Below are 18464 nucleotides of genomic sequence, written 5' to 3'. Positions count from 1 at the left end.
ATAAAATGAGCCGGAAAGAAAGTGTCTTTGCAGATAAAGCATTACAAAACTATCTGAACGAAATATCCAGATTCAAAACCCTTACGCGCGAAGAAGAACACAAACTTGCCCTCAAAGCAAAAAATGGTGATATGGAAGCAATGAACCGCTTGATTCAGGCAAACCTGAAATTCGTGGTTAAAATTGCCTCCCGCTACCAAAATCGAGGATTATCGCTTTCGGAATTGATTAGCGAAGGCAATATCGGCTTAATTAAAGCAATTGAAAAGTTTGATCCTGATAAAGACATTAAGCTTATTTCTTATGCCATCTGGTGGATAAAACAAAGAATTACCCTTGCTGTTAGTGAAAAAAGCTCTTTAATTCGTGTGCCAATGGGAAAAACAACTGCCGCCTATAGAGTTAAGGCAACTCAGGACAGATATTTTTCCGAAACGGGAGAAATTGCTTCCACTGATGAATTAAGCGAAAAAATGCAAATTGCAGAAAAGACGATTGACAAGCTCCAAAACCAACTACCGGAAACAAGCTCTTTGGATGATATTATCACTACCCCCGACAATCAAGATTTTTCCCCCAAAGACCTAATAGAAGATAAAGAAATGGCAGACCCGCAAAGTTTATATTACCAGGAAAGAATGCAGCAAAGAATCCAAAAGGCAATCGATAAACTGGATCAGCGAGAAGCGGATGTAATTAGAAGTTATTTTGGTTTAAACGAATCACACGAATCCCGTAATTTTGCTCAAATCGCAGAATCAATGGGTTTGTCCAGAGAAAGAGTTCGCCAAATTCAAAAAGAAGCATTAAAAAAGATAATGCGGGAAATAAAACCAGAAGAAGATGAATTTGTGGATAGGTTTCTGGATAAATATCACTACTAAACGCTTATAATGTCTGAAGGCACAATCTACTTTTTTCATCTGAATAATAAATAAGGAGTGAAGTATGTTTCATAATTTTGATGAAATGCTCATTTATGTAAAACAGAATCGAAAAGGCACTGCCATTATTGCCGGCGCCCACACAGAATCTGCCATTGAGGCAGCTGTTTTAGCTAAAAAAGATGGTCTATGTGATAGTATCCTGGTGGGTCATAAACAAGAAATAATAAGCATATTACAACAAAAAGCGCCGGAATTGGTTGAGAGTTTTGAAATTATTGACACCGGTGCCGATCTAAAAAAAGCGGCTGAAACCGCAGTAGCTATAGCCAAAGAAGGAAAAGGCGATCTAATACTAAAAGGTAAAATGGAATCCTCCGTAATTCTGAAAGCTGCTCTCGATAAAGAAAAGGGATTAAAAGTCAGTGATGTTATATCCGATGTTTTCGTTTACGAGCATCCGGAAGGATTGAAAATTCAAACCGATGGGGGCATCAATATTCTACCCGAATTGAACGAAAAAATCGCTATGGTTAAAAATGCCGTTCAAGTAGCTCACGCTTTGGGAAATCCCAATCCTAAAGTAGCTATGATCTGTGCCATTGAAACAGTTAATCCCAAAATGCCGGCAACGATGGATGCTGCCTTAATAGCTAAAATGAATGAACGCGGACAGATTACCGGCTGCAAAATTGAAGGTCCTTTGGCTTTTGACAATGCCGTGGATAAAGAAGCAGCTCGCATAAAAGGCATCACTTCCGAAGTTGCAGGCGCTGCGGACATTTTGGTTTTTCCTAATATAGAAACAGGCAATGTGCATGGAAAAATGTTAACTTACTATTGTCATTATCGAATCGCCCATGTAACAATGGGAACCAAAGTTCCAATTTTAATACCTTCCAGAGCTGATAGCGGCGAAACCAAAATGTTGTGTATGGCTCTTGCCTTGGCTACAATGTCCTAAATAAGTGAAAATATCCCTTATCCAAATCGGTAAAACCAAAGATAAATGGCTTCAAGAAGGTATCGCAGAATACCAAAGGAGAATATCCGCTTTTGCTAAATTTCAGGTAATAGAATTGGCCGATGAAAGCATTAAAAACTCAGGCAGTGCCGACATTGTAAAAGCAAAAGAAGCCATCACAATCTTAAAAGCATTAAAGCCAGACGATTATGTAATCCTTTTGGATGAAAAAGGAGAACAGAAGACCTCACTTGCTTTTGCCGATTTTTTGATTAATTTATCGGATAAGAATATTGTTTTTGTAATAGGTGGCGTATTTGGAGTGGATGAGACCGTTTTCAAACGGGCAAACAGTGTTATAGCTTTATCCAGTTTTACTTTTACGCATCGCCTGGCACGGATTGTTTTTTATGAACAGATCTACCGTGCCTTAATGATTATCAATAACCGTAACTACCATATCTGAAGAAGAGGAAAAAATGCTGCTTATTTTAGCAACGACATTGGAAAATGTGAAATTAGCCCTGGGAATTTTACTTGAGGGAATGCTCGGTATATTTATATTTATGGCTGTTTTTTACTTGCTGATTTATCTATTGGAGCACCTCATCAAACCCGGAGAGAAATAATGCGTCGAAATATCTTATGTGCTTTCCTGATGTTAGCTTTTGCTTGTTTAAGCGCAAAAGTATCCATCCTCAGCAAAAGCGAAACAGAACTACTGTTGGAATATGAGATTGAACCATTTGAAATTACTTCCGAAGGTGAGTTCAGTCGTCTCAACGCTGATAATATGAACTATAGTAATATTCAGGGAGCGCCTTTAATACCTTTTGACGAATTCAAAATTGGCATTCCTCCCTCAGGAGATATAACTTGTTCAGTTCTTAGCAGCAATACAACAACTACTATTCTACCTTCGCTTCTGTTACCTGTACCAGAAATTAAGATGCTTAACGGAATCAGCAGTTATGACTATAAAATTGTGCAAAGTAAATATCAAACCCGCAGCGCTGATTTTTTAACTAAACTTCCGGCTTCCAACTTTCGTGGTTTTGGTTTTGTTCCGGTTAGAATAAGCCCTTTTGCTTACGACGGCAATAAAAACCTGATCATAACTACCCGGGCAAGCATTAGAATAAATATATCAGGACAAACGAAATATCGTAGTATAGAGACCTCAGATAAGCCAGCGGACATCTTTTTAGCTCAGCTCCTAAATGAACAGCAAACTCGCAACTGGCGTCACAATCAACGCCCCGTAATAAATTATGCTCCCTTTAATTTAAGTGATTGGTGGGTTAGGATTGAGACAAGTAGAAACGGAATTTATCGCATTAATTATGCTGATTTAAACAATCTTCCTCTGGGAGATATTGATCCATCCTCTATTCGTATGTTCAGCACTTCAGGGAAAGTTTTGGATAATAATGTCAGTGAAACGGGGGCGGAATTTAAAGAAATCCCCATCTATATTGCGGGCGAAGCGGATAATGTTTTTGACCCAACGGACTATATTCTTTTTTATGGAACCTCGCGTGATGGTTTTGATCAGAATACAGAAGTTCAGGATGATCCTCTTTATTACAACCCCTATTCGCAAAATCAGGTTTTCTGGCTTACCTTTGGTAGTGGTTTTCCCGGTAATCCTTTAAGAATTCAAACCATATATCCCCCAAGTAGTTATGAGAGTTCCGTATCCTCCACCCCCTTTGTTAAACATATAGAAAGTGAAACCTATCGTAGAGAGATAACAGGTTTTGACTGGTATTCCCAAGCCCTGTTTGGCAATGTCACTACCGAATATAGTTTTAATGTGCAATTATCTGATCTTGATCCTTCCCTGGAACAACAAATTCAGTTACGATTGCGTCAGGATGTTGCAGGAGAAGGAACCAATCACAGAGTTAAAGTTTTTATAAACGGTTATCCAGTTTACAGCAATGAACAAACAGGTCTGATAGATTTTACTTGGACCGGAACCTGGCCCTTTACCGTCAGTCAAAGAGACACAACTTTGCATTTAGTAAATGGAAATAATAACATTATTTTGAAAGTAAACCGTTCTACGCCTGATAATCTTTATTTGGATTATATCCGCTTAACTTATGGGCAGAATTTGAATAAAGGCAATGCTCAAAAGCAATTTTCACACCCTACCGCCATCTATCAAACTCCTTACCGATTCAATTTAAGCGGCGACATCAGTAATACTCTTGTTTTTCGCTGTAATGACATTTATACTGTAGGTCTGATTCCTATAACGGAGAATTATTTCATTTCGGTAGGAAAGAGTAGCACAACCTATTTTATGCTAAAACCGAATGAGGCATATACTCCTTCTTTAATAAATGTTACCCATCCGACAGATCTAACTGCCGATATCAGCAATATCGACAATATAATACTAACTTCAGCCGAATTTTTAGATCAAGCCCAGATTCTTGCTGAAAAATACAGGCAACTATATCAAGTCCGCAGCCGGGTAATATTGGCTGATGACATTTATAATCAATTTAATGGCGGACATACAGACCCTGCCGCCATCCGTTTGGCAATGAAATATTTTTATTCCAATCTGCCTGCTCCCAAGCTTTCTTCTTTAACCTTATTGGGCTTGGGAACCATTGACTGGAGGAATTTTTCCGGTAGCGCGGCGCCAAAGAACAAAATGATTGTCTGGCAAGATGGTTCTACTGCTTCCGATGACTATTTTGGAATGATAAACACAGATTACTACCCAGAATTAGCCATTGGCAGGTATCCGGTAAAAAATACCGCTGAAATGAATATTATGCTGCAAAATTTCAGTAATTATACGAGTAATCCATCTCCCGGCTGGTGGCGTAATTCTATGGTTTTTATTGCCGATGATCTTACTAATGGAAGTTCCAGCTGGGAGTATATTCACACCCAGGATGCTGAAGCAATCAGCAGTGTGCTCAATCCCAGCATCATAGCCGATAAAGTTTTTGCTATGGAATACGAATATGATGAATTCCAAAATAAACCTGGCGTTAGGGATGATTTATTCAATGCCGTAAATGAAGGACGGCTGGTTATGCTTTATACTGGTCACGGTTCTTATGATAAACTGGGAGCGGAAGATTTTATTAATGGAGCTACGGATATGGGCAGATTTGCCAATCCGGATAAATTAACTTTCTTTGTCGCCGCTGCCTGTGATGTATCCCAATTTGATTATTGGGGTTTTGAGAGTTTAGGACAAAAAGTAGTGCTGATGAATAATCTGGGAGCAATTGCCTCTTATTCCGCGGCGCGGATAAGTTATGCAGAAAATAACAAACCGATGATGAAATATCTAATGCAAAGTTTGGCAAATAATCGCAATCCTTTGGGTTATAGTATTATGGACGCCAAAACTCGTTACACTGGAAGTAATTCTAATAATGCCGTCTATATTCTTTTGGGCGATCCGTTAATAAGAATTGTGCCACCCGAAAGAGATAGCACAATGCAGATTAGCTCTTCAGAACAAAAAGTTGTTCTTCATTCGCGGGAAACAACAATAGTGAACGGCTCTTTTACGGGCTCAGGACTTTCCGGAGAAACGGAAATAAAGGTCTTTGATCCCAAGAGGTCTTATTCTCTGGGACCGCAAACCACCGTTACTAAAAGAGGAAACCAGCTTTTCCGCGGTAGCAGTGAAGTTTCTTCCTCTCAATATCAATCCTCTTTTATTGTTCCGGATGACATAGTTAGCGGAACAAATGGACTGTGTGTCTCATATTTTTGGGATTCCACTGCTAAAAAGGATTATACTAATTACTTTTCTCCTTTGGGCTTTAGTGATCAAGCAGCAGATGTAGATAATCCTGATGCTCCGCAAATTTCCATTTACCTTGGTTCTAAAGATTTTCGCATTGGAGATACAGTTAGCACAAATACAACCCTATATGCTGATATTTCCGATTCCAACGGCATTAATATCACCGGTTCTTCGGGACACAATATTTTAATTGTGCTCGATAATTCTCTTCAGCCAACGGCGATAACGGAATATTTTAATTATGATAAAAATTCTTGCACTTCCGGTTCCATTGTTTATCCTCTCTCCGATTTGAGCGAAGGATTTCATACTATTCAGGTAGTTGCTTTTGATAATTTCAATATACCTTCCGTTACTTCTACTAATTTTGTCGCCAAAAAAAGTTCCGAGCTGGATATTGAACGGCTGTTGATATATCCCAATCCCGTTTCCAAAGATGCTTATATCACTTTTATGTTGTCTTCTGACGCAGAGCTTAATATCGGTATTTATACCATTCGTGGCAGACGCATAGCCGATCTTAAAGCAATCGGAAAACAGGGATTTAATAAAATTTACTTTAATGGACGGGACGACCAAGGTAACGCCTTGGCAAATAATACATATTTCGTAAAAGTTAAAGCTCGCTCTTCCGATGGTAAAAAAATAGAAAAAACCGAAAAAATGGTAATCTTCAAATAGGATAATATCTATGTTAATTTATAACACTCAAACCCGCAAAAAAGAAGAGTTTATACCCATAACCGAGGGGAAAGTTGGCATCTATGCTTGCGGTCCTACTGTTTACAACTATTTCCACATTGGTAATGCGCGTGCTTTTATCTTTTTTGATGTTGTTCGTCGCTATTTTGAATATAAAGGTTATGCAGTTACTTATGTGCAAAATATCACGGACATAGACGATAAAATCATAGCTCAGGCAAATGAAGAAAACATTGGTTTTGAGCTTGTAGCGGATAAATACACGCGCGCTTTTCTGGAAGATACAAAAGCGCTTGGAATTAAGCCACCTACTTATCAGCCCAAAGCTACCGCGGTTATGGATGATATCATTACTTTCATCGCCGAATTGGAAAAGAAGGGCTATGCCTATCAGGTGAATGGCAATGTCTATTTTTCCACTGAAAATTTACCTTCCTACGGCTCTCTTTCCGGCAAAAAGACAAATGAACAGCTTGTCGGAGCAAGAGTTGCTGAAAATCCTGATAAACGCCATCCTGCCGATTTTACCCTCTGGAAAAAAAGTAAAGTAGGAGAACCGGTTTGGGACAGTCCTTGGGGAAAAGGACGACCCGGCTGGCATACAGAATGTGTGGTTATGAGTAAAAAATACTTAGGTGATACCTTTGATCTTCATTGCGGAGGCATAGACCTCATTTTTCCTCATCACGAAAATGAATTGGCTCAGGCAATTGCTTATAGTGGCAAGCCATTAGCCAATTATTGGATGCATAATGGTTTTTTGAATATAGACGGCGAAAAAATGAGCAAGAGCTTGAAGAATTTCTTTACTGCCCGTGATATTTTAGCTGATTACGATGCGGATGCAATTCGGTTCTTTTTTTTATCCAAACACTATCGTAGTCCGATTGATTTCAGTCGCGAGCTAATGCAAGAAGCACAACACGCCGTCGCCAATTTTTACGGCTCATTATCGGAAATAAACTATTTGGACAATAAGGGAAATCCTCTTCCCTCTACTTGCGAAACGGCTGCAGATTTACAAAAATTGGAGCAGGAATTCAGCGCGGCTATGGATGATGATTTTAACACCGCCAAAGCTATCTCCATCCTTTTTGAACTGAATCGCAAAGTAAAAAATCCCGCTTCATCTTTAGATGAGCGAATTGCCTCTGCCGTAAAAATGGTTGAATTGGGCTCTGTCCTGGGCTTTTTTCAAAATCTGGAAACTAAATTAACCCAATTTCTGCCTGATTTGTCCAAAGACCTAATTGAGCTTATTCTCTCCTACCGCCAGGAGGCAAGAAACAATAAAAATTGGGCTCTCTCCGATAAAATCAGAAATGACCTTGCCTCTCTTGGAGTGGAAATAAAAGATACTCCCGAAGGAGTAAAATGGAATATAAAGGAGCCATAATGAAACCTAAAACCCGCCATCTTATCCTCTTACTGCTTATTTTAATAGTCATCTTTGTCGCCATTATGCTCATCACTCGGAAAGGACCTTTAAACGGTCCCGAGAGCATTGTTTGGGATGAAATCGGCAAACGCTTTCTGATATCCAATACTTCGGGCAGAAATATCGTTTCGATGAATTTGAACGGTCAATATTCTCCCTTCTTAAAAAAGGGACTACAGCAACCCCGCGGCATTACTATCTTTGCCAAAAAACTTTATGTAGCCGATAAAACAAATATCAAAGTAATTGACTTGGAAAAAACAGCCATAATTGATACGATCAATATACCCGGCGCTTCAATGTTGAATGACCTTGCTTTTACCAAAAAGGGAATTATTTATACTACGGATACGGCTGGAAATTGTGTATATGTGGTTGATCCGCTTAATAATAACATCCAAAAAATCGTTAATCCTCTGCTGCAAAAACCCAATGGCATTATTTACGATATGCCGCGTGATCAAATGTTCGTTGTCTGTTTTAAAGATCAAAGCCCAATTTTGTCCATCAGCACTTTGGATAATAGCGTAAGTATTTTTATGGATAGTATTTACGGAGAATTAGACGGCATAGCTATAGACGATTTGGGTAGGATATATATCAGCAGTTGGGCTCAAGATATGATTTTTGAAATTCCTCAAGAACAAAATCGCTTTCTGGCTACTTTCAAAAATATCAAAGATGCCGCCGATATTTATTACTATCTGCCAGAAAATGAATTGATCGTGCCTCTGTTCAGCGCCAATAAAATCATCCGCCTGAAACTTGAATAACCATTTAAACGATAATACCATAATTCTCTCCGATTCTGTAATTAAATGCTTTGCAAATCCAAAGCACTTTGAAGCAGAATTATTCGCCTATCAATTGGGACTGAATATGCTGCCGAAATTATTGGAATTTAAGAAGCCAAACTGGATTAAGTTAGAAAAAGTGACAGGTATCCCCTATTTGGATGCGTTAGAATGTTTTAAACCGGTTTTGTTAGCCGAGACGCTTGCCCGCTTTCACTTAGCTACTTTAAAAAACGATCAATGCCTTTGCCACATAGATAACTCGCCCAAAAATATCCTGTTTTGCCAGGATAAATACTATTTCATAGATTTTAGCGATAGCAAAATGGACTGCCCGGAAAGGGATATCACCCACCTTTTACTGTTTTGGGCTGCGGATTTTTCGGCTAAATTCTTTCTTGATTCGGTCACTATCTTTTGGGCGATTTACACTTCTTTCATTCAGTTGGATAAAAATCGCTGGAATGACTGCCTGCAGCAAAACATAGCTATTTTTGACCAGCGCCGAGAACTTTACGGTAAACCAACCGGTAAACAATCTGCTGCAGTCCAAAATTCAAACCGCCTTTATCTGAGTAGCATATTCTAAACCTTATATAACAATACATTGCCCAAGTTCTAATAAAATTATCACCTTCCTATCTCTGGTTTTATCGCCTTCTGCCAATATCTATATAACCTTATAAAAGTATAGTTGGTTATCTCCTATTCTTGTCCAAATTGACTCTTCTTGCATAACTATTTGTTCCATACATAATTATCTTACAAACCGCAAACGCTATATTTATTTTGTCAGGTTAATTTAGTTTTATACCAAATTTAGCACTCACTTTCCCAATAAAATCCCCTATTTTGGTCTTATATCTTTCTTGCTTGAAACTATTAATTTAGCGTTTAACATCCCTTAATCAAGCGTTAATTGTTAACGCTTGATTAAGGTTAGATTATCACTTGATAAACGCTCTAAATAAGGAGCAAAGAGCGGAACTTGCATCTGATGTGCAGTTTGCATTGAAGTAGGAAATAATGTAGAATCGATATACCCATTTAGATAAGACACAATTTCAATCTCATATTTACAAGTTCGGGAAAAAATGAGCCATCAAATCCATTTCTGGCAAATAAAACGAAGGTTGCTGACGCACTAAGCGCTTACCTGTTTTTGGGGAGAGATTTTAGTTCGGTACACAGTTGCTCAATATGTCCATAGACAATATGGTAACTCTTATCCAAGCTGCAACTATGAAAAAAATAAACAAAGATAGTAAGAGGCATATAACTCCATACTTGCCTAATGGTTTTTGGTATAAGATAGATGCTCAAATGCTTAGAGCCAGGTTAGCTGCATTAAAAATAATGCGAAAGCTGCGTGAATATGCTACTGTTTTAGATTGCGGAAAGAAATCAATTCTGCCAAAATGCTGATGGCTATTTCAAAAGGTGTATGAGAGCCAATGGGCAAACCCACGGGTGAATGGCATTTAGCAAGTTCATCGTCTGTAAAGCCCTTTTCCTTTAATTGGGCAAAAGTAGCAGCTGCCTTATTTTTACTGCCAATCATTCCCAGATAGCGAAAGGACTTTCTTAAACATTGTTCCAAAACATCTTTATCGTGTATATGGCCTTGAGTCATAATTACAATCCAGCTGTCGGAATCAAAATCCATTACTTCTGTCAGGTCTGCATAATCATGTTGGGTTGCATAATGATAGCAATCCTGAGGCAAATTGGCAATAATTTCCTGGCGGTTATCTATCAAATGCACATAAAATCCACACAGGCAAGCGATTTTCCCTAATGCCTTGCCGCAATGTCCTGCCCCGATAATATAGAGTTTATCGGTATAAAACAATGGTTCTATGTAGACCTTAGCCGCTCCCCCACAAAGCATAGAAGTGGCAATTCCGGCTTTTAAGCCATCGGCGGAAAGATTAAAACTATATATTAGAGCTTGACGGGGCTTTTCTTGACGGATTATTTCTATAACCTTATGTTCTAATTCCCCACCTCCCAAATTGCCAAAAGGTTCGGAATTGAGAGGAATGGCTAATTTCATTCCTATTTTGGCAGGAGTTGAACCATCGCTTTCAATAATGCTTGCCTGCCAAACAGGCGTATGGTCTTTTAATAAAATAGCCAATTTTGCATAAAAAGCAAGATTATCCATTTGTACCTCCCCACAAAATTTGGTAGAGAGTAATTCCTGTTGCCACTCCTACATTTAAAGAATTTTTCCAACCCAATTGAGGGAGAGTGATAAATTCATCACAAAGTTCTATAAAAGAAGGATCTATGCCAAGCGCTTCATTGCCAATGACAATAGCCAGGGGTAAATTATAAACGGTTTCAAAAACACTTTTTGCCTTTTCCAAGGTCTCCAAAGCATAAACACATAAACCGGTTTGATGGCAAAAAGCAATTGCCTCAGAGGTCTTATCAAAATACTGCCAGGCAACCAATTTTTCCGTTCCCATAGCTGTTTTGGGCATATTGCTATGATTGGGTGTAGGTGATATGCCACATAAAATAATTTGACCAATGCCCAAACATTCACAAGTTCTGAATATGGAACCGACATTAAAAACCGACCGCAAATTATCACAAATAACGGTTATCTGCTTTGCTTTTTGGCGAAGATGCGGGTCTGCAGAAATATTCATATTTCCTTCTTTAAGAGGAATTTGACTATCTTTGCGGAGTGCCCCGCCCTGATAAAAATAGAGTTTATTATATAATTGATGGGGACTTATCTGAGGATTTAGTTCGATAAGAAAGAGCCGCATCCTTTCCGGTAAGGGCTTTTCTACCCATAAACTGAGTTTCAAAAGATGCTCAATAAGTTGTGAGCGATGTTCTAAAGAGGTTAAATTCTCTTCCAAAGCAGAAATTAATTTATTTAATGCCTTTATCTGCTCTTCATAAGTAAATGCTTTAAATCTGCTTTCGCTATACAAAGAGATAAACTTCATAGCTTATAGTCCTTTATCAAATTAGCGGCGGTCAGCAAATTTTCGCAGACAAAATCGGGTTTGGGGCTTCCTGTTTCTAATATCTTCAGAAAGTCCTTATCGCCATTTCCAGTAAGCAAAAGGATATTTTTCAGCCCGGCATTTTTGCCGAAACCAATATCACTGATGCGATCTCCAATCATCCAAGAACCCTCTTTCTGAAAATGAAACTCGGAATATGCTTTTTTGAACATTCCTATGCCTGGTTTGCGGTCTTCGTGTTCTATATTGTAAGGAGCTACAATGCCTGTTTTAAAATACGGAGAATAATATACGCCATCTAAGTTAATTCCTCCTTCAGAAAGCAAAAAACGCATTTTAGCAAGCACTTTTTCTAAATCCTCAATAGTAAAATAACCACGCGCAATGCCGGACTGATTGGTAACTACAAACAGTAAAAAACCCAAGTTCTGAAGTATTGTTAATGCCTCTATGGTATAGGGATAAAGATGATACTGTGCCGGATCGCTTAAATAGCCAAAATCGTCAGGACTGATAACTCCATCCCGATCTAAAAAAATGGCGCGTTTAGTATTTCTTGCTGTCATGTGTTTGGAACCTCAAGGCATCAGGTAACATAGTATTGAACAGAGAAATTCTGTAATCCCAATAATCATTGCGCAAAGTGATGTTTATGTCCATTTTCCAACAATGCAGGTCTCTGGAAAGAGACAATGTCTGCGAAAGCATATCACTTGTGTTCAAATCGTAATAATTAGAATAAGTTAAGCTCCAATTCTCGGTAATTTTACAGGTTAAATTCGTTCTTAAATTACTGCTTTCTGAATGGAAAATATCCTTGTTGGCATATACATTGTGGCTTATGGAAAAACTCCAGTCGTTAGTGTTTGCAGTTTCTGAAGGGGTTGTAAATATGGAAGTTAGCGTATCAGGATTATCAAACGCCTCAAAACTTCTGTTTTTCTCGGCAATAAAATATTTAGTATAAGGTGCAGAACCACCTATTGATATCCCCTGCGAAAAATACTGACTGCGCAAATTCATTTCTTTCCAGTGAATTTGATAGGGATTTTGAGTGGCGCTAAACTGAGAAGAATAGCCAATTTTAATATCCTTAATTTGATATTTTCCTGCATTTAAAGATAGCGTTCCCAAGCTGTAATTGCCCGGTTTGAAGGTTAAAGTATGCGCTATATTATTGAAGGGTTTATCTTTCTTTTTCAGATTGGCGGAAGTTCCTATCCTCCAATAGAGCAATTCGTTAAGCTTATTTTCTTTACCCTTTTTGCCATACTTCATCTGCCAATTATTATCTACACTTAAAGATAAGCTGGATGTTTCTCTGGCGCTGCTGATGCCAATGCTGCCAAAATTATATAAATCGGCATTTTTTTGCATATCCGGCTGATAGGAATATCCAATGTTGGGGGTAACGATATGTCTGATTGCCGTAACGGGAAAATTATGGAAAGTGCGTAAACCATAGAGATTAAATCTGGCATTTGCAGACGCAGTCCAGGCATTTCCTCTGGCAAAATTTGACTCTTTTTTGTCTCTATCCATCCATGCTTCCGTATAGTCAAAATTCTGCCCTAAATTCAACCAACCGAATAAATTGGAGTTGTGTGAAATCCCCGCATTTTGTTTCAAACCAATATGGTGTTCGTTCAACATTGTAAGTCCTGTAGTATCTGCTGGGTCTATAGTATTATCCCACCAAAAATCACTGAAGGAGTAATTTTTTTCTTTGAGGTAACCGGTATGCTCCAAATAAACATTGTAACGATAATTGAAATTGCTTAAAGGGGAATCGGATGAGACCTTAAAAAGTTCGGAGACCGGACGGCTTGCCAAATAAAAAGATGCACTGGGCAAAGATAAAGAAGCAGTGTCATTGATCAAATCCTGAGTAAAATTACTGCCGGCATTGAAGTAAGAAGAACCTATCGGCTTGGAATATGAAATGCTGGAAGTTAAACGCTGAGCTAAACTTTGGTCTATGTCACTACTGCTTTCCCATATTCTTTTGTTGCTGATGAAATTGATATTGGCATCCAGAGAGGATTTTTCAGGCAATTCCTGATGATGCCTTCCCTGCAAAGACCAATCGTCAAAAGTGCTGTTTTCCTTGATATTGTGTTGAAAAGAAGCATCGAAGTCACCTGAAAAGGCATAACGCTTTATATAGTTTGTCTCAAAATTTCCTTTCCAGCCCGTTTTTTCCATAAGATCAAACCCCAAAACAAAATTGGCATAATCACGATAAGGATAATATACAGCCAGATTCCGCATTACAAAACCATCTACATTATTATAATCGGGAGAAGGAATTAAAAAACCAGGATGCCTTCCTTGCCTGATGGGAATTGTAATAAAAGGAAAAAAGAAAACGGGAAAATGATTTACATAGCCAATAACTGGTTTTCCAACAATTTTATCGCCTCGGTAAACCCGCAATTGTTTTGCCCAAAACCAAAAAGAGGGCTCTTTTAGATCACAATTGGTAAAAGTGCCTCCATCAATATCATAAATATCTTTATCTATCTTGCGTATTTCGTGTCCATTGTAAAATCCACCTTCAATTAAACTGTAACCATCATCCAAAATGCCTGTTTGGCTATTGACATCAAAGCGAACATTGGAGCCCAAAAGTAATTGGTCGCCATCTTTCATTTGGGTGTAGCCATAACTGAAAGCGCGTTCATTTTTTACATCTACGGTAATGGAATCGGCTATAATTTCCGTATCCTGATAATTTATCTTTGGTTTACCGAAAAGTTTAATGATTTCGGAGGCATATTCAAAATGGATACTATCTGCCGTATAAAAAAGAGAATCGGTTTTAATTACATTAATTTTCAAACTATCTGGTATTTCCGGAAACAAAGAATCGGGCAAAGCAATGTTCTCTGCTTCTTTTTGAGCAAAAAGCGGCAACCCTGTTAACAACAGAAAAAGGATCAGAAAAAAGCAACTTCTATTAATTCTCATTTAGCATTCAATAAAAACGAAAGCCATCTCGATGTCAAGCGGGATAATAATTTGCCTAACCCCAAAAATAGATTATTATGTTAATATAAAGGCGTTTGAAGGGAGAAATAAATGCTTAAAAAAGGTAGTGTCTTCAGATGGCTGACAGGTATAATCATCCTGCTTGGCTTGTCCGCCTGCAAAATAGATATGGAACAAGAAATTTGGCTGAAAAAAGACGAATCGGGAAAGGTCTCACTGAAAATCGATATGCAAATTCCAGTTGGCATTGATAATGTAACGCCGGAATTGAAGCAACTATATTCTGTTAATGCTTTTTACCCCCTTGCCGAAATAGCTGAAAAAACACCGGGGATAGTGATTACGGAATTATCTCAGCGCGAAAATCACAGTGATAAAGATACACACTTTACCTATTGGATGAATTTTACTTTTGAAAATATGGAGGGTCTGAATAAGGTCTTGAGTGCAAAAGGAAAAAATGCCATTTCGCTGGTTAAAGAAGGAAAAAATAGAATTTTAAGCATAGAAACGGACGACTTAGCTCTCTTGGAAAGCGAGGACATAGATTACAGCTGGTTTGAACTTTTAGAGATCAATTTCCACAACAAAATACACTTGCCCGCTAAAATCAAAAAAATAGATGATGGCGGTTATGGTAAATGCACAGGCAAAACTGCTTCCTGGAATATAGCTTTTGATGATGATTGGTTAAGCTCCAAAAGTCATCTTTTGTATGTGATTTACTAAGGGAGCATTGTTTGAATTTACTATTTTGGTCTTGGAATGTAAACGGCTTACGCGCTGCTTTGAATAAGGGCTTTATCGATATCATCAAAAAAGAACAGCCGGATATTTTGGGAATCCAGGAAACCAAACTGCAAGAACACCAAATCCCTGAAGAGCTAAAGACACTGGATGAATATCTTATTTATTGGTCGCATGGCTTGCGGAAAGGGTATTCTGGCACTGGACTATTTACCAAACTACTGCCTCTAAAATTCTCCACCGGTTTTGGCTATCAGGAATTTGACTGCGAAGGGAGAATAAATATTGCCGAATATGATGCCTTTATCTATTTTAATATCTACTTCCCCAATGGTCAAAAAGATGATGAACGCTTAAATTATAAACTCCGTTTCTACGACCGCTGCTTGGAAGTTATGGAAGAAAAAAGAGCCACTGGTAAAATTATCTTAGTGGGCGGGGACTTTAATACTGCTCATAAACCCATAGACCTTGCCAATCCGAAAGAAAATGAAAAGACAAGCGGTTTTTTGCCTATTGAACGAGCTTGGCTGGATAAACTGGAAACGATGGGCTGGATAGATACTTTCCGCTATTTTGACAAAAGCCCCGATCAATACAGTTGGTGGAGTTTTAGAACCAAAGCTCGGCTTAGAAATGTGGGTTGGCGTTTGGATTATTTCTGGGTAAATTCAGAGAGTATGAAGTATGTAAAAAAAGCAGGTATCCGACAGGATATCGATGGCTCAGACCACTGCCCTGTTTTTGTAGAATTGGTCATTTAAACCAGTTTCATAGAAATTAACCAATAATTTTACGGTAGAAATGGCTATTTAGCTTTATGGTTATTCACAATGTTTCTGGCATAAAGTGGCGTCTTCCCTACATTGTTATTGACAGAATAGTAGTTTAACAAGAAAAAGACAAAAAAATTAAGGGAGTTATGTTGAGAAAAGGCATCCTTGTAATGCTGTTAATCATCGTAAACGGATTCTTGATTGCCCAACCGGTAAAAAAGAACCCTACCAAAGCAATTGTATATTCTCTCTTCCCCGGAGGAGGCCAAATATATAATGAGTCCTATATAAAAGCCGGAGCGGTAATCGGAATCCAAAGTTTCTTTATCGCTTCTGCCGTTCATAACAATTCCAAAGTGCAGGACTGGAAAGATAAAATCAATGCCGAGACAGATCCATACCTTTTGGAAAGCTATAAAAACAGCCAGAAGAATTATCGAGAAAAGCGCACGCGTGATTTTTGGCTGATGGGATTTACCCTGGCTTTTTCCACTCTTGATGCCTATATAGACGCCAATCTATCCAATTTTAAAGCAGAAAAAGAAAATATCCATCTCCGCTTTGAGGATAAGACATTTTTTATAGAATATCATTTTTAGCTGTTGTATGATAAATGCGAAAATCAATCTTACTTGTTTGTTTGTTACTATTCGGTTGCTCTCAAGCATCCAAAACGATAAGTTTACCAGATTTCGAACATCGGATTTGGGAACTTACCAATCAGGAAAGAATGGCGGCAAATTTGCCTCCGCTTTTATATGATGAGGGATTGGCAGATTTGGCTCGGCAACATAGCCAAAATATGTATAAATATCATTTTTTTGCTCATAAAGACCAGAATGGTTATCTGGTGGATACCCGAAAGAAACAATACTATTCTTCTCTGATAGTAGTTTCCATCGGAGAAAATTTGGCTAAAATTGAAAACAACGCAAAAGTTTTAACTCCCGAAGAAATTGTAGAGGGCTGGATGAACTCTCCGGAACATAGGGATAATATTTTAAATTCTACTTTCACTTATTTAGGCGTAGGAGTTGTTTCTCAAGGTTCTCTTTTGCTCGCCACGCAAAATTTTGCTACTCCGATAGTGAAATTACTTTCTGATATTCCTGCCGATTGCAATCCTCAATATCAATATCAGCTAAAGTTTGCATATCTGGCAAACGAACCAAAAACAGACCTGCAAGCAGTCCTCAATTTCCCTGATGCAGAATTTAAATACAATATAGATGATAAATATTATACCATGGGCTTGAAACCCGTCCCTATTCAATGGACAGGAACAGACCAATTTGAAGTGCTGGTGGATTTCCCTGCCGGTAAAGGTAATTATTCATTATGCTTTGGCTTTGGGCATTCATATTTTGAAGATGGAATCAAGCTGAAAGTAAAGTAAACTATTTTTTTTAGCTCCTAAATGTACACCAACCCACATAAAAAAAAGGAGCTTCGTAAAGCTCCTTTGTAAAAAATAATGGTGCAGAAGGCGGGACTCGAACCCGCACACCCGTTACAGGCACAAGATCCTTAGTCTTGCGTGTCTGCCAATTCCACCACTTCTGCTTATGTCTTTAATATATATTCTGTATTTAGAGTAAACTTAACCAAAAACCGAAATCCTGCTAAAGCGCTGTTTTCTATTTAGTAGTTGCTGGCTTGGATACAGGATTGGTAGTAGGAGCTGGTTGCTCAGTATCTTTAATCTTTTTTTGCTTTTCCTGGATTCCGGAGAGCGCACTGGTATTAATATTTTTAACCAAGAAGGCAAGTATAACACAGGATGCAGCAAAAACAATGGACAGGATTTGCGTCCATTTCTTTAAGAACTTGGAAGCGCCACTTCCTCCAAAAACATTCATTGCCGCTCCACCCAAATTGGAATCCAAACCCCCTTTCGAGGTCTGTGCCAATATCACTAATACGAGAGCGACACAAATTATCACATGAACAATTAAGGCAATCGTGTATAAAACCATTATCTAATCCTTTTATAATCTTTGCTTTTACTTCTTTTTTTCTTCAAAATTAAAAACCCCCTTTTTGTCAATCAAAATAATTGAAATGCGTCAGAATGGGCTATCGCATTTTCTCCTAACTGGCTAATTTTTATCTATTTTATACTCCCTTGCCAAGTGTTTTGCGAATGCAAAATTCGGTAAGCCAGAATATGCTGAGCTTATTCATAAACATCTGATATATTATAAGGTTTATACAACTCAGAGGATTTTACCAGAAGGAGATGCCATTCTTCAAGAATAACTGAATTTTTCCGCTTGACAGAAAAGATGATTTTATACACAATGATATAAGAGGATTAATTTATGGCAAAAAAACACTCTGCAATAGTGCAAGAACTTGATCTGGATAAAGTTGAGGGTTATACGATTG

General features: G+C 38.2%; 17 protein-coding genes and 1 tRNA gene. 12 read left to right on the top strand and 6 right to left on the bottom strand.

The features are described from left to right. The first annotated feature begins 5 nt into the window (after window positions 1-5). From ABFC98_03595 to ABFC98_03560, 8 genes are all read left to right on the top strand, one after another. Window positions 6-884 (top strand): RNA polymerase sigma factor RpoD/SigA, encoded by an 879-nt coding sequence (locus ABFC98_03595; GenBank protein ID MEN6445111.1) that lies wholly within the window; start codon window positions 6-8, stop codon window positions 882-884. A 64-nt stretch (window positions 885-948) separates the two neighbouring features. Further along, the gene (locus ABFC98_03590) at window positions 949-1848 is read left to right on the top strand and encodes a bifunctional enoyl-CoA hydratase/phosphate acetyltransferase (protein ID MEN6445110.1); all 900 of its coding nucleotides are present in this window, start codon (window positions 949-951) and stop codon (window positions 1846-1848) included. A 4-nt stretch (window positions 1849-1852) separates the two neighbouring features. Further along, a complete protein-coding gene (locus ABFC98_03585) occupies window positions 1853-2314 on the top strand; it encodes a 23S rRNA (pseudouridine(1915)-N(3))-methyltransferase RlmH (GenBank protein MEN6445109.1) in 462 nt (153 codons plus the stop codon). Between the two features lie 13 nt (window positions 2315-2327). Beyond that, entirely contained in the window at window positions 2328-2477 is a 150-nt protein-coding gene (locus ABFC98_03580; GenBank protein MEN6445108.1) for a hypothetical protein, read from the top strand. Next, a complete protein-coding gene (porU, locus tag ABFC98_03575) occupies window positions 2477-6319 on the top strand; it encodes a type IX secretion system sortase PorU (GenBank protein ID MEN6445107.1) in 3843 nt (1280 codons plus the stop codon). The genes ABFC98_03580 and porU overlap by 1 nt, the downstream gene beginning before the upstream one ends. 10 nt (window positions 6320-6329) lie before the next feature. Then, window positions 6330-7736 carry a cysteine--tRNA ligase gene (cysS, locus tag ABFC98_03570; GenBank protein MEN6445106.1) on the top strand — a complete coding sequence of 469 codons (1407 nt, stop codon included), beginning with the start codon at window positions 6330-6332 and terminating at the stop codon, window positions 7734-7736. Next, window positions 7736-8551 (top strand): SMP-30/gluconolactonase/LRE family protein, encoded by an 816-nt coding sequence (locus tag ABFC98_03565; GenBank protein MEN6445105.1) that lies wholly within the window; start codon window positions 7736-7738, stop codon window positions 8549-8551. Before cysS ends, ABFC98_03565 begins: the two co-directional genes overlap by 1 nt. Before the next feature lie 106 nt (window positions 8552-8657). After that, on the top strand, window positions 8658-9161 hold the full coding sequence (locus ABFC98_03560; protein ID MEN6445104.1) for a phosphotransferase: 504 nt from the start codon (window positions 8658-8660) through the stop codon (window positions 9159-9161). Window positions 9162-9950: 789 nt separating this feature from the next. Here the strand turns inward: ABFC98_03560 and ABFC98_03555 are convergent. The 4 genes from ABFC98_03555 to ABFC98_03540 are packed head-to-tail and all read right to left on the bottom strand — an operon-like array spanning window position 9951 to window position 14532. Beyond that, window positions 9951-10739 carry an XdhC/CoxI family protein gene (locus tag ABFC98_03555; protein ID MEN6445103.1) on the bottom strand — a complete coding sequence of 263 codons (789 nt, stop codon included), beginning with the start codon at window positions 10737-10739 and terminating at the stop codon, window positions 9951-9953. Continuing rightward, entirely contained in the window at window positions 10732-11541 is an 810-nt protein-coding gene (locus ABFC98_03550) for a TrmH family RNA methyltransferase (protein ID MEN6445102.1), read from the bottom strand. Before ABFC98_03550 ends, ABFC98_03555 begins: the two co-directional genes overlap by 8 nt. Further along, window positions 11538-12128 (bottom strand): HAD family hydrolase, encoded by a 591-nt coding sequence (locus ABFC98_03545; protein MEN6445101.1) that lies wholly within the window; start codon window positions 12126-12128, stop codon window positions 11538-11540. The genes ABFC98_03550 and ABFC98_03545 overlap by 4 nt, the downstream gene beginning before the upstream one ends. Then, window positions 12109-14532, bottom strand: a complete 2424-nt coding sequence (locus ABFC98_03540) for a putative LPS assembly protein LptD (GenBank protein ID MEN6445100.1) — start codon at window positions 14530-14532, stop codon at window positions 12109-12111. The genes ABFC98_03545 and ABFC98_03540 overlap by 20 nt, the downstream gene beginning before the upstream one ends. Window positions 14533-14643: 111 nt before the next feature. Here ABFC98_03540 and ABFC98_03535 point away from each other — a divergent pair, with 111 nt between their 5' ends. From ABFC98_03535 to ABFC98_03520, 4 genes are all read left to right on the top strand, one after another. Beyond that, on the top strand, window positions 14644-15282 hold the full coding sequence (locus ABFC98_03535; GenBank protein MEN6445099.1) for a hypothetical protein: 639 nt from the start codon (window positions 14644-14646) through the stop codon (window positions 15280-15282). 11 nt (window positions 15283-15293) lie between these two features. Then, window positions 15294-16064, top strand: a complete 771-nt coding sequence (locus tag ABFC98_03530) for an exodeoxyribonuclease III (GenBank protein MEN6445098.1) — start codon at window positions 15294-15296, stop codon at window positions 16062-16064. A gap of 182 nt (window positions 16065-16246) precedes the next feature. Continuing rightward, the gene (locus ABFC98_03525; protein MEN6445097.1) at window positions 16247-16675 is read left to right on the top strand and encodes a DUF5683 domain-containing protein; all 429 of its coding nucleotides are present in this window, start codon (window positions 16247-16249) and stop codon (window positions 16673-16675) included. Window positions 16676-16689: 14 nt separating this feature from the next. After that, on the top strand, window positions 16690-17472 hold the full coding sequence (locus ABFC98_03520) for a CAP domain-containing protein (protein ID MEN6445096.1): 783 nt from the start codon (window positions 16690-16692) through the stop codon (window positions 17470-17472). 79 nt (window positions 17473-17551) lie between these two features. Here the strand turns inward: ABFC98_03520 and ABFC98_03515 are convergent. Further along, a tRNA-Leu gene (locus ABFC98_03515) sits at window positions 17552-17639 on the bottom strand. Between the two features lie 74 nt (window positions 17640-17713). Beyond that, on the bottom strand, window positions 17714-18052 hold the full coding sequence (gene secG / locus ABFC98_03510) for a preprotein translocase subunit SecG (protein ID MEN6445095.1): 339 nt from the start codon (window positions 18050-18052) through the stop codon (window positions 17714-17716). Between the last annotated feature and the right edge of the window lie 412 nt (window positions 18053-18464).

Source organism: Candidatus Cloacimonas sp., assembly GCA_039680785.1.
Lineage (GTDB): Bacteria > Cloacimonadota > Cloacimonadia > Cloacimonadales > Cloacimonadaceae > Cloacimonas.
This window is presented reverse-complemented; position numbering and strand designations above follow the sequence as displayed.

Excerpts from the sequence above, each read along its gene's own strand:
- ABFC98_03595 (MEN6445111.1), top strand. The coding sequence starts at position 6 with ATGAGCCGGAAAGAAAGTGTCTTTGCAGATAAAGCATTACAAAACTAT.
- ABFC98_03590 (MEN6445110.1), top strand. The coding sequence starts at position 949 with ATGTTTCATAATTTTGATGAAATGCTCATTTATGTAAAACAGAATCGA.
- ABFC98_03580 (MEN6445108.1), top strand. The coding sequence starts at position 2,328 with ATGCTGCTTATTTTAGCAACGACATTGGAAAATGTGAAATTAGCCCTG.
- porU (MEN6445107.1), top strand. The coding sequence starts at position 2,477 with ATGCGTCGAAATATCTTATGTGCTTTCCTGATGTTAGCTTTTGCTTGT.
- cysS (MEN6445106.1), top strand. The coding sequence starts at position 6,330 with ATGTTAATTTATAACACTCAAACCCGCAAAAAAGAAGAGTTTATACCC.
- ABFC98_03565 (MEN6445105.1), top strand. The coding sequence starts at position 7,736 with ATGAAACCTAAAACCCGCCATCTTATCCTCTTACTGCTTATTTTAATA.
- ABFC98_03560 (MEN6445104.1), top strand. The coding sequence starts at position 8,658 with ATGCTGCCGAAATTATTGGAATTTAAGAAGCCAAACTGGATTAAGTTA.
- ABFC98_03555 (MEN6445103.1), bottom strand. The coding sequence starts at position 10,739 with ATGGATAATCTTGCTTTTTATGCAAAATTGGCTATTTTATTAAAAGAC.
- ABFC98_03550 (MEN6445102.1), bottom strand. The coding sequence starts at position 11,541 with ATGAAGTTTATCTCTTTGTATAGCGAAAGCAGATTTAAAGCATTTACT.
- ABFC98_03545 (MEN6445101.1), bottom strand. The coding sequence starts at position 12,128 with ATGACAGCAAGAAATACTAAACGCGCCATTTTTTTAGATCGGGATGGA.
- ABFC98_03540 (MEN6445100.1), bottom strand. The coding sequence starts at position 14,532 with ATGAGAATTAATAGAAGTTGCTTTTTTCTGATCCTTTTTCTGTTGTTA.
- ABFC98_03535 (MEN6445099.1), top strand. The coding sequence starts at position 14,644 with ATGCTTAAAAAAGGTAGTGTCTTCAGATGGCTGACAGGTATAATCATC.
- ABFC98_03525 (MEN6445097.1), top strand. The coding sequence starts at position 16,247 with ATGCTGTTAATCATCGTAAACGGATTCTTGATTGCCCAACCGGTAAAA.
- ABFC98_03520 (MEN6445096.1), top strand. The coding sequence starts at position 16,690 with ATGCGAAAATCAATCTTACTTGTTTGTTTGTTACTATTCGGTTGCTCT.
- secG (MEN6445095.1), bottom strand. The coding sequence starts at position 18,052 with ATGGTTTTATACACGATTGCCTTAATTGTTCATGTGATAATTTGTGTC.